Raw genomic sequence first — 13,997 nt, forward strand, 5'->3', positions numbered from 1 at the left:
AGGAAGTGCTTATGTATGGGTTTTTGCGTTTAGGCTTGTTTGGGCTGTCAATGGTGTCGGTGGTGGTTTTGTCCGCCTGCGGCTCCAGGCCCATCAACCACGCGCCGGTAGAAGACAGGGTTTCGGTTTCCAACAAGGTGGAAGTTGCGCCGCAGCCAGCGGTGCCCGTCAAACAACCCCCCGGTTTTGAAAATGCAGGCAAGGCAGGTTATTACACCGTCAAGCCCAAGGACACGTTGATCGGCATCGGCCTGGAAACAGGCCAAAGCCACAAGGACATTGCCCGCTGGAACAACCTGGAGAACCCCAACCGTATCGAGATTGGTCAGGTCTTGCGCATCAGCCCGCCTGTAGCTTCGTCATCATCGTCTACGGCCTCTGCGACCCCTGCTACTTCGGACGGCGGCGTGGCCGTGGCCAAGCCGGTGAGCGGTAGTTCGGCCACCGCCACGCCGATTGCACCCGGTGCGGTAGCGACCAGCCCGGCATCGGCGCCTGCTTCTGTTGCAGCCAAGCCGGCTTCCGCGCCGGGAGCCACTCCGGTTGCGGCAGCGGCCAGCGCAACTGCGGCTGCCAGCGAAGACGACCTGGGTTGGATCTGGCCCGGTAGCGGCCCCGTTTTGGCAGGTTTTGACGATGCCAAGAACAAGGGCCTGGACATCGGCGGTGCCGCCGGCGACCCGGTGCTGGCCTCGTCCGATGGCAAGGTGGTCTATGCCGGCGCCGGCCTGCGCGGCTATGGCAACCTCATCATCCTGAAGCACAACAACACGTATTTGACGGCCTATGCCCATAACCAGACCCTGCTGGTCAAGGAAGACCAAGCGGTAAAGAAGGGCCAGAAGATTGCCGAAATGGGCAATAGCGATGCAGACCGCGTCAAGCTGCACTTCGAAGTGCGCCGCCAAGGCAAGCCGGTCGACCCCTCCAAATACTTGCCATCGCGCTAACGGGTGTGACATGAGAAAGCCCCGCAACCATGGATTCGGCAGCAGCCCTGCCGACCATGGGCTGGCGGGCATGATCAGAGAGTCGGATAGCATTCCAGCCCTTGAGGAATCTGCGTCATTAGCTACTGATTCAATAGCACTGCAGGCACTGGAGTTGATAAGCCCGGATGCCGGCAACGGTGATGCCGCCAGCGTCGATGAGTCGGGCGATGCGCTGTCGCTGTACCTGCGCGGTGTGCGCCGCACCGAGCTGTTTACCCCGGAAGAAGAATTTGCCACGGCCACCCGTGCCCGTGCCGGTGACTTCGCGGCCCGCCAGAGCATGATCGAGCACAACCTGCGGCTGGTGGTCAGCATCGCCAAGGGTTATATGGGCCGCGGCGTGCCCATGGCCGACTTGGTGGAGGAGGGCAACCTGGGCCTGATGCACGCCATCGACAAGTTCGAACCTGAGCGGGGCTTTCGCTTTTCGACATACGCCACCTGGTGGATACGCCAGTCGGTGGACCGCGCGCTGATGTACCAGGGCCGCGCAGTGCGCTTGCCAGTCAATGTGGTGCGCGAATTGCAGCACGTGCTGCGGGCCCGCCGCCTGCTGGAGAACGACGCCGAACTGGTGGCCAAGCGGCCCGAGGGCATACGCGTGGAAGACATCGCCGCACTCTTGGGCCAGGACACCCACCATGTGGCCGATCTGCTGTCCATGGCCGAGGCGCCGCGTTCGCTGGATGCCACGCTGGACCGCACCGGCGATGACCAGACCCTGGGCGACGGCCTGGTGGACGAGTTGACGCTGGCACCCGAAGATGTGACGCTGTCCCACGAAGTCGATCTGCTGCTGGAGGAGTGGATTGGCACCCTCAGTAACCGCGAACGCGCCGTGCTGGAGGGCCGCTTTGGCCTGCACGACCAGGACCCCGAGACGCTGGACACACTGAGCCTGCGCCTGGGTCTGACACGCGAGCGCGTGCGCCAGGTGCAGAACGAGGCTTTGCTCAAACTCAAGCGTTACCTGACCCGCCGGGGGATTACCCGCCAATCGTTAATGTGAGGTTTCGCGGGACAGACTTATAGCGCTCTCCCCAACTGATCAGCAGCCTTCCCTGACCTGAGACAATTCAGGTATGACAGACACGACCCCTATTTCTACCGAAAAGCCGCTGCCCGAGGGCTGGCTCCGCGTCAAAGCCCTGGACCTGGAAGCCCAGGGCGTGGCCCACAAGCCCGATGGCAAGGTGGTCTTCATCGATGGCGCCTTGCCCTTTGAGACCGTCAGCGCCAATATCCACCGCTCCAAGAACAGTTTCGAAAAAGGCACGCTGACCGAAATCCACCGCGAGTCGTCGCAGCGCGTGCGCCCGGATTGCCCGCACTTCGGCCTGCACGAGGGTGCTTGCGGCGGCTGCAAGATGCAGCACCTGCACGTGGCGGCCCAGGTGGCCGTCAAGCAGCGGGTACTGGAAGACAACCTCTGGCACATCGGCAAGGTCAAGCCTGACAACGTGATGCGCCCCATCGAAGGCCCGGCTTGGGGCTACCGCTACCGCGCCCGGTTGTCGGTCAAGCACGTGCGCAAGAAGGGCACGGTGCTGGTGGGCTTCCATGAACGCAAGAGCCGCTACGTAGCCGACATGAAGGAATGCCGCGTGCTGGCTCCGCATGTCAGCGCCATGCTGATGCCGCTGCGCGAACTGATTGCCTCCATGGAGGCTGTAGAGGCCTGCCCGCAAATTGAGCTGGCCGTGGGCGATGTGGTTGGCGGCGTGGGCAATGTGACGGCCATGGTGCTGCGCCACATGACGCCCTTGAGCGACGCCGATCTGAATCGCCTGCGCCAGTTTGCAGCCGCTCACCCGGGCCTGCAATGGTGGCTGCAACCCAAGGGTTTGGACTCGGTGCACCGCCTGGACGAGTTGCCTGGCCACGAGACCGGTCAGTTGGCCTATACCCTGCCAGATTTCGGCATCACCATGCCCTATAGGCCCATCGACTTCACCCAGGTCAACCCCCACATCAACCGCGTGCTGGTGACCCGTGCGCTGGGCCTTTTGGCTGTGGGCAAGCAGGAGCGGGTTATCGACTGGTTCTGCGGCCTGGGCAATTTCACGCTGCCGCTGGCCACGCAGGCCCGCGAGGTGCTGGGCGTCGAGGGGGCCGAGACCCTGGTGGCGCGCTCACGCGAGAACCTTAAGCTCAACCAGGCTGTAGCCCCCGGGAAACCTGAGTTGGCAGCTACCAAATTCGTAGCGCGCAATCTGTTCGACATGACGCCCGAGGTGCTGGCTGCGGATGGCGTGGCCGACAAGTGGCTGGTGGACCCACCGCGCGAAGGCGCCTTCGCGTTGGTGCAGGCACTGGCCGGCGTGCGCCAGCGCGTGGCCGAGGGCGTGGCCTCGGATGCCGAGAAGCGCTGGGCGCCGCCCAAGCGCATCGTCTATGTGAGCTGCAACCCGGCCACCTTGGCGCGCGATGCCGGCGTGCTGGTGCAAGAGGGCGGCTACAAGTGCTCGGCAGCCGGCGTGGTCAATATGTTCCCCCACACGGCCCATGTGGAGAGCATTGCGGTCTTTGACCTGGTGGCCTAAAGCGCGATCAGACCAGGGTGGGGCTTAGTGCCCGCCCTTGGCCTTGTTGGGTTTGGCGGGCTTGCTGTCCTTGGCGTCGCTGGCCTTTTCTTCGATGATTTCTTCCGTGGATGCTGAGGGCTTGATGCCCTTGGACGGAACGCCCTCAATCTTGTTGTCGCGCATGTACTGGTCCATCTCCTTCCAGCCATCGAAGACGGCGGCCTTGGAGGCCTTCTCGTTGAGCGCGTAGCAGTCTTCGATGCTGCGCATGCCGTAGCGGCAGGCACTGCCTATGGCCTTGGAGTCCGCAATGCGCTGGGCGACTCGGGGATCGGCCAGCATGGCTTCCAGCTTGTCGCAGCCAGCCAGCGGCAACAAAGCCAGAGAGAGGAAGAGCAGGCGTGCAACGGTCATCGTGGAGTGGGGTGTCGGTCTGGGTTCTTATCGGCCAAAGTGACCATAGCCTGAATGATCGCTCGGTTTGAAAGAAGAAAAGGCCCGAAAAGGGCCTTTTTTATGGGGTTGAACCTGGAAACCAGGCCTGCTATCAGTCGTTGGACGAAGCCAGCGACATCAGGATGCGCAACACGTACCAGAGCATCAGCGCGATGGACGCAAACAGGTGCAAGGCAGCGCCGGCGGGGCGGTCCACGGGGTAGTCGTGGATGATGTTGGAGGTGTCATACAGTACACAGCCACCAGCAAACAAGACCATCAGAGCCGAGAACCAGATGCCCAGCGAGAAGCCGAAGATCACGCTGGCCACAATGGCGCCCAGGGCCACCATGCCCGCTACGCGCAGGAAGCCGCCCATGAAGGAGAAGTTGGTCTTGGTCGTGAAGGCGGTCCAGGTCAGGCCACCCACCAGCAGCAGCGTCACAAAGCCTGCGGCTGGGATGGAGCCGGGCGCCACCTTGGTAGCCAAGGCAAACAGCGGCGAGAAGATGAAGGCCTCGGCCACCACGTAAATGCCCAGACCAACCAATTGCTTCTGGTTGCTCTCGGCGTTGTCAGCCATGTGGGTGGCCAACCAGCCCACGAGCATGAAGGCGCCCAGGAAACCCAGCCACATGAAACGGCCAGTGCTCAGCACGCGCAACATCACATTACCGACACCCGACAGGTGCAACACACCGGCAATGACCACAAAGGCCAGCATGGCGCCAGACAAATAGGTATAGGTTGCACGAATAAACCCGGCGCGGCTGGTTCCGACCGATCCCTCACCGGGACCCCCTGCGTATTGTTCTTGCAATTTATGCTCCAGAAAAATGCTCAAAATGTGTCCGGTGCGTGGCACCGGACTGCGGTTGTACTGGCGATTCAACAAGCGAAAGCCAATCACTGGCGGAGTGTAAACGTTGTGTACGGCTTGTAAAGTGGCTTTGGGCGCCAAGCACTTATCTATGTTGTCCAGTGGCTATGTGCCCACAAGGGTCACCCGCGACGCCCCATTGCTTTTTGCGCAGGGCAGTTGTGCGCGGCGGGTTGCAATGGGGCGCCTTCGCCGCGTTATGCTTGCAGGCTTTCCCAACAAGAATACGGAGCCCCATTCCATGAAAACCAAATCTGCACTCGAACTGTCGGATATCAAAACCATTGCCGCTGCTGCAGAAGCCGAGGCCCTGAAGAACAACTGGGCGGTCAGCATCGCCATCGTCGATGATGGCGGCCATCTGCTGTGGTTCCAGCGCCTGGATGGTGCCGCCCCCATCTCATCCCATATTGCGCCCGGCAAGGCCCGCACCGCCGCCGTGGGGCGCCGCGAGACCAAGATCTATGAGGACATGATCAACGGCGGCCGCGTCTCGTTCCTGAGCGCGCCAGACCTGGACGCCATGCTCGAAGGCGGTGTACCGATCCTCAAGGACGGCCAATGCCTGGGTGCTGTGGGTGTGAGCGGCGTCAAATCGAGCGAAGACGCGCAGATTGCCAAAGCCGGCATTGCGGCACTCGGGCTGTAACCATTCCAGCCCAAGCGCCACTCCGCTCGGTTAGTGCTCTTTTAGTGTTTCGGCTCGGTGATGAAGCCGATCTTGCGCAGGCCGGCCTGCTTGGCTGAGGCCATGGCCTGCGCGACAAACTCGTAACGCACGGCCTTGTCGCCGCGGATGTGCAGCTCGGGCTGGGGCTCTTTCTTGGCTTCTGCCTCCAGCATGCCAATCAGCGCATCGGGTGCGACGGCACTCTGGTTCCAGAAATACGCGCCTTGGGCATCCACGCTGAGCTGGATGGTCTCGGGCTTGACCTCTTGCCGCTGGGCTGTTGCGCTGGGCAGTTCCACCTGGACCGCATGTTTCATGATCGGCACGGTGATGATGAAGATGATGAGCAACACCAACATCACATCCACCAGGGGCGTCATGTTGATCTCGTTCATGACCTCGGTATCGTCGTCGCTGGTCGCTTCTTGCATTCCGAATGCCATAGTATTTCTTCCTTGGGCCTAGGCCTTCTTCATGGCAACGATCTTGCCGTCGGCCGGGTTGTTGCCGACGCGTGCGCCGGTCACAAAGTAGGCATGCAGGTCGTGGGCGAAGCGGTTGAGTTTGGTCAGGATGGACTTGTTGCCACGCACCAGGGCGTTGTAGCCCAGCACGGCGGGAATGGCCACAGCCAGACCCAGGGCGGTCATGATCAGCGCTTCACCGATAGGACCGGCAACCTGGTCCAGTGTGGCCTGGCCCGAAACGCCAATGCCCATCAGCGCGTGGTAGATGCCCCAGACGGTGCCAAACAGACCAACAAAGGGAGCGGTAGAACCCACGGAAGCCAGCACTGCCAGGCCGCTTTGGAAGCGGGCCGTGCTGTCATCGATGGAGTTGCGCAGTGTGCGGCTGACCCAGTCGCTGATGTCCAGCGTGTCATGCAGCTGGGTTTGGGTATGGCGGTGGTGGGCCGTAGCCTCACGGCCGGACACGGCCAACTGCACAAACGGATTGCCTTGCTGGGGGCCTAGCTCAGCCAGGCCGTTGGCAAAGTCGGCGCTGTGCCAGAACTCTTCGGTGCGTTTGGCCAAGGATTTGTACTTGATGACGTCCAGCGCCTTGATGAGGATGACGATCCACGAAGACAGGGACATGGCCAGCAACAACAGGGCGACTGATTTGGTGACCCAGTCACCTTGGGTCCATACGGCGACCAATCCGATTTGCGAATCCATAAATACTCCAAAAAAATGCGGGGTGCTTAGTCAGTCTTGGGCTTGACTATTCAAGAACAAAGTTAAACGGTACGTTGAACCACATGGCTTCTGCCACGCCGGCGCGCTTGCCCGGCACATAGCGCCACTTGAGCGCGGTGGCCAGTGCGGTCTGGTCCAGGCGGTCAAAGCCGCTGGATTTTGCGATGGAGGCTTCCTTGGCCGTGCCGTCGGCCCCAATCAGCGTGCGGATGATGACATTGCCCTGCTCGCGCAGGCGCTTGCTGACAGGCGGGTAGGGCGGCCGGGGGTTGTTGAGGTAGTCGGCATCGCTGGAGGGCAGCTCAATCTTGGGGGGCGCGGCCACAACAGGTGCTGGTGCCACGGCAACAGACTTCTCGACAACGACTGGGTTCACGGCCGCTTCCACCGGCGCTGGTGCAATCGGTGAAGGTTCAGGGGCCGGCTTGGCTACGGCCAGTGGCACCGGCTGTTGCACGGGCGTGGCCTGGGCCTTCACAGGCGTGGGCTGTGGGGGGCGTGGCGTTTCGGCCGGCTCCTGCATCTCGACGATCATTTGTGCAGGCACAAACACTTCGACGACACGGCGCAGCAGGCCGGCCTGCAAGGCCCAAAGACCACCCACGTGCAGCAGCAGGACGATGGCGACTATGCGTACATTGCGGCTCATAGAAGGCTTGAAGGTTGAAAACGGGATCATGTATCTGCCCACATGCGCAGCAGGTTGTGGTACACGCCGGTCAGCGCCGTGGTCTCGTCGGTTTCACCATGGCGTTGGCGTAGCGCCAGCAGGTTCATATCCAACTCGTAGAGCAGTCGGCGCTGTTCGTCGCTGCGCACCATGCTCTCGATCCAGAAGAAGCAGGCCAGGCGGTGGCCCCGTGTGACCGGTTTGACTTGGTGCAGGCTGGTGCCGGGGTACAGCACCATATGGCCAGCAGGTAGCTTGATGGCCTGCTCACCATAGGTGTCGGCAATGCACAGCTCTCCGCCGTCATAGCTATCGGGATCGGACAAGAACACCGTGCACGACACATCGGTACGCACGCGCTGCCCGCTCTCGGGCATGTAGCGCACGGCGCCGTCGATGTGGTTGCCGTAGTAGTTGCTGTCACCGCCATAGCGGTTCAGCCGCGGTGGAAACACGCGCTTGGGCAAAGCCGCCGAGAAGAACAACGGGTTGCGCTCCAAGGCCTGCAGCACCATTGCACGGATGCGCTGGGCCTCCGCACAGTTGTGGTCCAGCTGCTCGTTGTTCTTGACCTGGCGTGCCTGCTCACCGGCACCCTTGCGCCCATCTGCCCAGGGCGCGCTGGCTAGCAGCGCTTGCGCTTCTTGCACCTCTTGGGGTGTCAGAACTTGGGGCAGATGGAGCAGCATGGTGTGGGGCCTTGGTGACTTAGAACTTCAGGTTCAGTGTCAGTTGCGCATTGCGGCCCGAGCCGGGGACGTAGTGGCCGGTGTACAGCGCATCGGCGTAGAGCTTGTTGCCCACGTTGGTGATATTGCCCTTGAGCGATACCTTCTCGCTGAAGGTGTATTCGGTCAACAGGTCCACCGTGGAGAAGGCGGGTGCATTCCAACCGGGGTTGCGATTGGCCGATTGTTCACCGCGGAAGTTGATGCCTGCGCCGACGCGCCACTGGGGCGTGAGCTGATAAGTCGTCCACACAGTGCCGCTGTGGATCGGCGTCAGGGCAGGGCGCTCGCCTTGGGCATCGCCAGGGCCGGCAGTGGGTGCGGCCACATCGATGACGGCGTCGGGCATCCACATGTAGGAGCCGAAGACTTCCCACTGCGGAGTCAGGTGGCCGCTGACGTCCATTTCAAAACCGCTGCTGTGGCGCTTGCCGGACAGCAGGAAGGCGGTGGCGGCCGAGTCAGGGTCGGTATTGCGCTCGTTGAACTTGGTCGATTGGAAGATGGCCAGACGGGTGCTGAAACGCTTGTCGGACGAGTCCAGTTTGGCACCGAATTCGATGTTACGGCTTTGCTCGGGCGGCGTATTGGCACTCAGGGCACTGTAGGAATAGGTGTCGGCCGAAGTGTTGAACGAAGTGCCCCACGAGAAGTGGTAAGAACTCAGTTCGTTGGGCTGGTACAGCACGCCAAAACGCTGGCTCCAATCGCCAATGGTTTGTTCGTATTTGGAAGTGATGACGCCAACGGTATTGATGTTGTCAAAGTTGCCGCGCATGCTGTCGTAGCGCAGGCCGCCCAACACCTTCCATGCGGGAGCCACCTGGATCATGTCCTGTGCGTAGACGCCCAGGTTTTGCGCTTCAAATGCGCTGCTGCGGGTGATCGTGCGAGCCGCTTCGTTGATGGCCGCGCCATCAAACGGGATACCGGCCAGCGTGGTGGGCTTGGTCACGGCGGATGCAGCGTAGACGTTCTTGGCTTCGCGGGCGAAGTCGATGCCGGTCAACAGCTCATGCTTGAGTCCCCACGCGGTGAACTTCTGGCTGTAGTCGCTTTGGCCATACAACGAGTCCAGGTCCTGGATCTTGGGGTTGTTGCCGCGGTTGAAGATGGTGGAGGGGCCGAAGGTATCCAAAGCCACGCTGGTCGGGCACTGGGGATTGGTCACCACGCCGGTAGTGGCATTGGTGCTGCGCAGGCAGAAGCGCACGGTGCTCGCGCGCTGGTCGCGGGTGTAGTTGCCCTTGCGCAAAGTGGTCTTCAGCTCGGCGCCGTCCTGGAAGCGGTGCGTATGGCTGGCGGTGAGGTATTTGGCGGTGCCGTAGTTGTAGTCGCTGGCCATGCCGTAGTAGGCGCTGGGGTCCAGCTTGTCATTGACGGTGGTGGCCGATGTGGGCGCGCTGGCCGTGGGCTTGATCCAGGGCAGGCCGTAGTTCATGCCATTCTTGTTGTCCAGTCCATATACGCTGACCAGGAACTCGTCGGCAGTGCCGATGCCAAAACCATAGGCGGCAGCAATGCCCTTCTTATCGATGCTGCTGCCGGAGCCATTGTTGTCGGCCTTGGTGGCCATGGCGTTGATGCGCACAGCGGAGTCGTCGCCGGTCTGGATGTTGAAGTCACCGGTGATGCGGCGGTAGTTGAAGTCACCGATCGTGGTGCTGATTTCGTTCTGGCTGAAGGTGCGGGGTGCCTTGCTCACCTGGTTGACGGCGCCGCCCGTGGAGCCGCGGCCGAACAGCATGGAGGCCGATCCGCGCAGCACTTCGATGCGGTCGTTGTTGAAGGTGTCACGGTCGTAGAACGCGGGGTCGCGCATGCCGTCCACAAAGATGTCGCCGGTGGTGGACAGGGAGAAGCCGCGCAGACGGATGTCTTCTTCGCCGCCTTCGGCAGCTTGGAAGCTCACGCCGGCGGTGTTGTGCAACACGTCTTTCAGGGTGTCCAGGTTGCGGTCATCAATCAGCTTTTCGGTGACCACGGTCACGGACTGGGGAATGTCACGCAACTCTTGCTTGCCCTTGCCGATGGAGGTGCTGGTGGCGCGCACGGAGTCTTTGCCCTCGGGCGCTTCCGCTTTTTCTTTGATGACGACGGGTTTCAGCGTCTTCTCAGTGGAGTTGCTGTTCGCGGTCTGGGCTACGGCACCCAATGAGCCCATCAACAGCAGGGCGCCCAGTGGCAGGTGCTTGGCGTAGCTGGTGTCTGCTACGGATTTGCTAGCGGCTATCGCAATGTTGGTGAGGGCCAGGGCCTTGTTTCGTTTACGCACTTGGGTTTTGGACATACTGCGGGTTCGGTCTGAGGTTGATGGCTGGCTAAAGCCGCGGATGGCGCATCACGCACCGCACACGGACTGGCTGGCGGAAAGGGGTTGGCAGTATTCTAAATGCGAATCGTTGTCATTTGCGCTGCGTGCTATCTTTTTTTGCAGCGCAGCGTGCTTTTATGGGGCAGGTTCCAGGCCGTCCAGCATTTGCTGGCCAATGGCGCGGAAAGCAGGGTGGGGGGATTGCAGCAACTTTTCTCCAGCCTGGCGGCGGTAGCCAGGTGTCGCAGTCAGCGGCACCTTGCGCAGCCACACCAGGGCCTCATCCATATGGCCCCGTGCGGCCAGCATGCTGGCGAAGTTGAACTGCCCGCGGAAATCGCCGCCGCGTGCGCCTTCACCAAAGGCAAAAAAGGCGGCGTCTTCATCCTTTTCAACGACCCGGCCGTCTTCGTAGTAGTGGCCTATCTTGGTCATGGACTTGGCATGGCCCAGGTCGGCGGCCTTGCGGTACCACTCCAGTGCCAGCGCGTGGTTCTGCGGCACACCTTTGCCAGCGGCCAGCAGGTTGGCGTAGTTGTACATGCCGGCGTCCAGGCCCGCATGGGCGGCTTGGCGGTACCAGTTGGCGGCCACGAAATGGTCAACCTCACAGCCCCAGCCATTCTCAAAGCAACGGCCTGCCATATTGATGCCCATGGGATGGCCCTGCAGTGCGGCCTTCAAGAACCAGGCGTGGGCCTGCGCAGGGTCTTTCTCCAGCCCGTGGCCATTGAGTAGCCATTGACCCAATACGGTTTGCGCGTCGGCATGGCCCAGATTCGCGCCTTCTTGCATCCAGCGGGCGGAGGTCTTGGGCGCGCCTGCAATGATGGCTTGCCAGTCTTCGGGCTTCATGCGCTGCAGATCGGCCAGGGAAGCGGGGAGAGGCTGGGAAAGAGCGGGCATGGAATTCATAAATAAGAACTATTCTCAATTTTGCCAGCTTAAAGGTATGCGTTCCAGGCCGGTTGCTTGCGGATGGGTGTCTAGATACGGATGCGTCGACAACAAAAAAACCGTCGCAGATAAATATTTTACTTAAATGAGAACAATTCGCATTTACAATGAATAGATGCAAAGCAATTCAATCGCATCTTCTGTTGATGAGGGCGTGCCGCTAGAGCTGCAGTCGTCACATCCGACGCCTGGCCCGGAAATGCCAGCCACGGGGCCGGCGCGCATCTCCAGCCAGACCCTGTTTTCTTCTGGTGCCAATGAGATCGAAATCGAACACCGTGGCGCTCTGTACCGCTTGCGGCAGACCGCACTGGGGAAGCTGATCCTGACGAAGTAAGGAGCGCAAGCGCCCCAATCACCAAAAATCCCGCACCAGCCAGCCGAAGCCAGCCAGTGCCTAAATCAATTTTTAGGACTCACTATGCTGCGCAAGACGCAAATCGCATTGGCTTTAGGAATGGCCTGGGGGCTGGCTCCCAGCCTCGCAACAGCACAAACAACACCGCCTGCCGCCGAGGCAGATATTCCCCGTCTCAGTGAAATCACGGTCAGTTCCACGCGCACCGAGCGCCGCGTGGACAAGGTTCCCAACACCGTCACCGTAACGCCTGCCGCCAAGATTGAGCAGGACGGCGCGCGCGATATCAAGGATGTGCTCCGCAATGAGCTGGACGTAGCCGTGCGAGCGGCTCCCACGCGCTTTACTGCAGCTGGTGCGTCCACAGGGCGTGCGGGCAATGAGGGCATCAATATCCGCGGCCTCGAAGGCAACCAGGTGCTGATGATGGTGGACGGCGTTCGCGTCCCCAATAGCTTCTCGTTCGGTTCGTTTGCCACCGGGCGTGGCGATTTCGTGGATGTGGATGGTCTCAAGACCGTGGAAGTCTTGCGTGGCCCGGCATCCACCCAGTTTGGCAGTGACGGCTTGGCTGGTGCTGTGAGCTTTCGCACGCTGGATCCGGCCGATCTGCGCAAGCCGGGCGAGTCGGTCGGTGGCTTTGTACGGTCCAGCTATGCCGAGGTGGATCGTTCCTGGGCCAACACCGTGGGCGTCTCGGGCGCCAGCGGCGCATGGCAAGGGCTGTTGCTGGGCAGTTTCCGCCAAGGCCATGAGGTGGCCAACAAGGGTGACAACGCGGCGCAGAACGCCAACCGCACCGCCCCCAACCCCGTGGACTACAACAATCGCTATGTGCTGGCCAAGGCCAGCGTGGCGCTGAATGCCGCGCAACAATTGGGCGTGAGCTGGGAAAGCCAGAAGCGCCGGCAAAACACCGAGGTGTATTCGGCGCGCTCGGTGCCGCCGCTGGTCTCCACCAGCACCCTGGATCTGGACACCCGCGACCTAGTTGACCGCGACCGTTTCTCGCTGGAGCACCGCTTCCTGGACTTGAACGCCTCCTTGGTGCAGCGTGCCGAAACCCGCGTGTATTGGCAAGATTCCAAGGTCAACCAATTCGCGGTTGAAGACCGCAATACTGCTGCTGACCGTACGCGGGACAACAGCTTTCAGACCAAAGTCGTGGGCCTGTCCACACTACTGGAAACCAATCTCACAGGTGGCCTCAACCAGAAGCTGAGCTATGGCCTGGACTGGAGCCGTGCCGATGTCAGCGGGGTGCGGGACGGCACGGTGGCGCCCTTTGGCGAAACCTTTCCGACCAAACCCTTCCCCGACACCACCTACACACTGGGTGGCGCTTTCATCCAGAGCGAAATCGAGGCAGGTGCCGTTAGTGTCATTCCCGGTCTGCGCTTTGACCGCTACGAGTTGGCGCCATCTACGGCTGGCTACACTGGCGGCGCCGTGGCCACCTTGTCCGGCCAGGCTGCAACGCCGCGCCTGGGCCTGGTCTGGCAGGCAAGCCCTGGGTTTGCACCCTATGGGCAGATCGCCAAGGGCTTCCGTGCACCCACACCGGACCAGGTCAACAACGGATTCACCAACCTGGCCTCGGGTTACACCAGTATCGGCAATGCCAACCTGAAAGCCGAAAACGCAGACAGCTTGGAGGTGGGTTTGCGCGGCAAGCTGGGTGGCCTGCGCTACTCGGTGGCGGCATTCAATAACCGCTACCAGGACTTCATCAGCCAGCAAGTGGTGGGTGGTGCGGGAACACCGGCCAACCCCACCGTGTTCCAGTACATCAACCTGGCCAATGCGCGTATCCAAGGTTGGGAGGCGCGTGCCGAATGGAAGCTGGACGCCCGCTGGACGACCAATGCCGGTGTGGCCTCGGCACGGGGCGACAGCGAAACCAATGGCGCGAGCGCGCCGCTGGACACCGTGCAGCCACTCAAGGCCGTGCTGGGTGTGCGATACGACGACGCCCAATGGGGCTGGAAGGCCCACGTGACCTACAGCGAGGGCAAGGAGGCCAGCCGCATTGCGCCCGCCGCCGCTACGCCATTCGCACCCGGCGCGTACTCCGTGCTGGACCTGGGGCTGTACTGGAAGCCTGTGCGTAACCTGACCCTCAACGCCAATCTGAACAACGTGCTGGATGCCAAGTACTGGCGCTGGTCCGATGTCAGCGGCTTGGCGGACAACAGCAACGCCAAGGACGCCTATACCGCGCCTGGACGCAACGCTCAAGTTTCCGTTCGTTACGACTTCTAAAGAGGAG

The 13,997-nt window shown here is 61.5% G+C and carries 14 protein-coding genes; 6 read left to right on the forward strand and 8 right to left on the reverse strand.

Features of this window, described 5'->3' with window-relative positions; translation table 11 throughout:
• The first annotated feature begins 11 nt into the window (after positions 1-11).
• From AC07OO_RS23915 to rlmD, 3 genes are all read left to right on the forward strand, one after another.
• Positions 12-950: a peptidoglycan DD-metalloendopeptidase family protein gene (locus tag AC07OO_RS23915; RefSeq protein ID WP_495084666.1), complete on the forward strand. Its 939-nt coding sequence runs from the start codon at positions 12-14 to the stop codon at positions 948-950.
• Positions 951-960: 10 nt separating this feature from the next.
• Positions 961-2,001, forward strand: a complete 1,041-nt coding sequence (locus tag AC07OO_RS23920) for a sigma-70 family RNA polymerase sigma factor (protein WP_495084667.1) — start codon at positions 961-963, stop codon at positions 1,999-2,001.
• 73 nt (positions 2,002-2,074) lie between these two features.
• Positions 2,075-3,535, forward strand: coding sequence for a 23S rRNA (uracil(1939)-C(5))-methyltransferase RlmD (rlmD, locus tag AC07OO_RS23925; RefSeq protein WP_495084668.1), 1,461 nt, complete (start codon positions 2,075-2,077; stop codon positions 3,533-3,535).
• Between the two features lie 24 nt (positions 3,536-3,559).
• Here the strand turns inward: rlmD and AC07OO_RS23930 are convergent, their stop codons facing one another.
• Complete coding sequence (locus AC07OO_RS23930) at positions 3,560-3,931, reverse strand: hypothetical protein (protein ID WP_495084669.1); 372 nt, start codon at positions 3,929-3,931, stop codon at positions 3,560-3,562.
• 133 nt (positions 3,932-4,064) lie between these two features.
• On the reverse strand, positions 4,065-4,772 hold the full coding sequence (locus AC07OO_RS23935) for a Bax inhibitor-1/YccA family protein (RefSeq protein ID WP_495084670.1): 708 nt from the start codon (positions 4,770-4,772) through the stop codon (positions 4,065-4,067).
• Positions 4,773-5,073: 301 nt separating this feature from the next.
• Here AC07OO_RS23935 and AC07OO_RS23940 point away from each other — a divergent pair, with 301 nt between their 5' ends.
• Complete coding sequence (locus AC07OO_RS23940; protein WP_495084671.1) at positions 5,074-5,481, forward strand: GlcG/HbpS family heme-binding protein; 408 nt, start codon at positions 5,074-5,076, stop codon at positions 5,479-5,481.
• A gap of 41 nt (positions 5,482-5,522) precedes the next feature.
• Here AC07OO_RS23940 and AC07OO_RS23945 read toward each other — a convergent pair whose 3' ends face one another.
• The 6 genes from AC07OO_RS23945 to AC07OO_RS23970 form a co-directional block, all read right to left on the reverse strand.
• On the reverse strand, positions 5,523-5,945 hold the full coding sequence (locus AC07OO_RS23945) for an ExbD/TolR family protein (protein WP_495084672.1): 423 nt from the start codon (positions 5,943-5,945) through the stop codon (positions 5,523-5,525).
• Between the two features lie 18 nt (positions 5,946-5,963).
• The gene (locus AC07OO_RS23950; RefSeq protein ID WP_495084673.1) at positions 5,964-6,680 is read right to left on the reverse strand and encodes a MotA/TolQ/ExbB proton channel family protein; all 717 of its coding nucleotides are present in this window, start codon (positions 6,678-6,680) and stop codon (positions 5,964-5,966) included.
• Positions 6,681-6,726: 46 nt separating this feature from the next.
• Positions 6,727-7,350: an energy transducer TonB gene (locus AC07OO_RS23955; RefSeq protein WP_495084674.1), complete on the reverse strand. Its 624-nt coding sequence runs from the start codon at positions 7,348-7,350 to the stop codon at positions 6,727-6,729.
• A 26-nt stretch (positions 7,351-7,376) separates the two neighbouring features.
• Entirely contained in the window at positions 7,377-8,060 is a 684-nt protein-coding gene (locus AC07OO_RS23960; RefSeq protein ID WP_495084675.1) for a Fe2+-dependent dioxygenase, read from the reverse strand.
• A 19-nt stretch (positions 8,061-8,079) separates the two neighbouring features.
• Positions 8,080-10,389 (reverse strand): TonB-dependent receptor, encoded by a 2,310-nt coding sequence (locus AC07OO_RS23965; protein WP_495084676.1) that lies wholly within the window; start codon positions 10,387-10,389, stop codon positions 8,080-8,082.
• A gap of 159 nt (positions 10,390-10,548) precedes the next feature.
• Positions 10,549-11,319, reverse strand: a complete 771-nt coding sequence (locus AC07OO_RS23970; protein ID WP_495084677.1) for a tetratricopeptide repeat protein — start codon at positions 11,317-11,319, stop codon at positions 10,549-10,551.
• A gap of 166 nt (positions 11,320-11,485) precedes the next feature.
• On the opposite strand from AC07OO_RS23970, the gene hemP reads away from it, so the two are divergent.
• Both hemP and AC07OO_RS23980 read left to right on the forward strand, forming a co-directional pair.
• Positions 11,486-11,707, forward strand: coding sequence for a hemin uptake protein HemP (gene hemP / locus AC07OO_RS23975; RefSeq protein WP_495084678.1), 222 nt, complete (start codon positions 11,486-11,488; stop codon positions 11,705-11,707).
• An 84-nt stretch (positions 11,708-11,791) separates the two neighbouring features.
• Positions 11,792-13,990, forward strand: a complete 2,199-nt coding sequence (locus AC07OO_RS23980) for a TonB-dependent hemoglobin/transferrin/lactoferrin family receptor (RefSeq protein ID WP_495084679.1) — start codon at positions 11,792-11,794, stop codon at positions 13,988-13,990.
• The last annotated feature ends 7 nt before the right edge of the window (positions 13,991-13,997 follow it).

It is taken from the genome of Rhodoferax sp. GW821-FHT07G04 (assembly GCF_059418585.1).

Coding starts and splice junctions, on each gene's coding strand:
- AC07OO_RS23915 (WP_495084666.1), top strand. CDS start 12: ATGTATGGGTTTTTGCGTTTAGGCTTGTTTGGGCTGTCAATGGTGTCG.
- AC07OO_RS23920 (WP_495084667.1), top strand. CDS start 961: ATGAGAAAGCCCCGCAACCATGGATTCGGCAGCAGCCCTGCCGACCAT.
- rlmD (WP_495084668.1), top strand. CDS start 2,075: ATGACAGACACGACCCCTATTTCTACCGAAAAGCCGCTGCCCGAGGGC.
- AC07OO_RS23930 (WP_495084669.1), bottom strand. CDS start 3,931: ATGACCGTTGCACGCCTGCTCTTCCTCTCTCTGGCTTTGTTGCCGCTG.
- AC07OO_RS23940 (WP_495084671.1), top strand. CDS start 5,074: ATGAAAACCAAATCTGCACTCGAACTGTCGGATATCAAAACCATTGCC.
- AC07OO_RS23945 (WP_495084672.1), bottom strand. CDS start 5,945: ATGGCATTCGGAATGCAAGAAGCGACCAGCGACGACGATACCGAGGTC.
- AC07OO_RS23950 (WP_495084673.1), bottom strand. CDS start 6,680: ATGGATTCGCAAATCGGATTGGTCGCCGTATGGACCCAAGGTGACTGG.
- AC07OO_RS23955 (WP_495084674.1), bottom strand. CDS start 7,350: ATGAGCCGCAATGTACGCATAGTCGCCATCGTCCTGCTGCTGCACGTG.
- AC07OO_RS23960 (WP_495084675.1), bottom strand. CDS start 8,060: ATGCTGCTCCATCTGCCCCAAGTTCTGACACCCCAAGAGGTGCAAGAA.
- AC07OO_RS23965 (WP_495084676.1), bottom strand. CDS start 10,389: ATGTCCAAAACCCAAGTGCGTAAACGAAACAAGGCCCTGGCCCTCACC.
- AC07OO_RS23970 (WP_495084677.1), bottom strand. CDS start 11,319: ATGCCCGCTCTTTCCCAGCCTCTCCCCGCTTCCCTGGCCGATCTGCAG.
- hemP (WP_495084678.1), top strand. CDS start 11,486: ATGCAAAGCAATTCAATCGCATCTTCTGTTGATGAGGGCGTGCCGCTA.
- AC07OO_RS23980 (WP_495084679.1), top strand. CDS start 11,792: ATGCTGCGCAAGACGCAAATCGCATTGGCTTTAGGAATGGCCTGGGGG.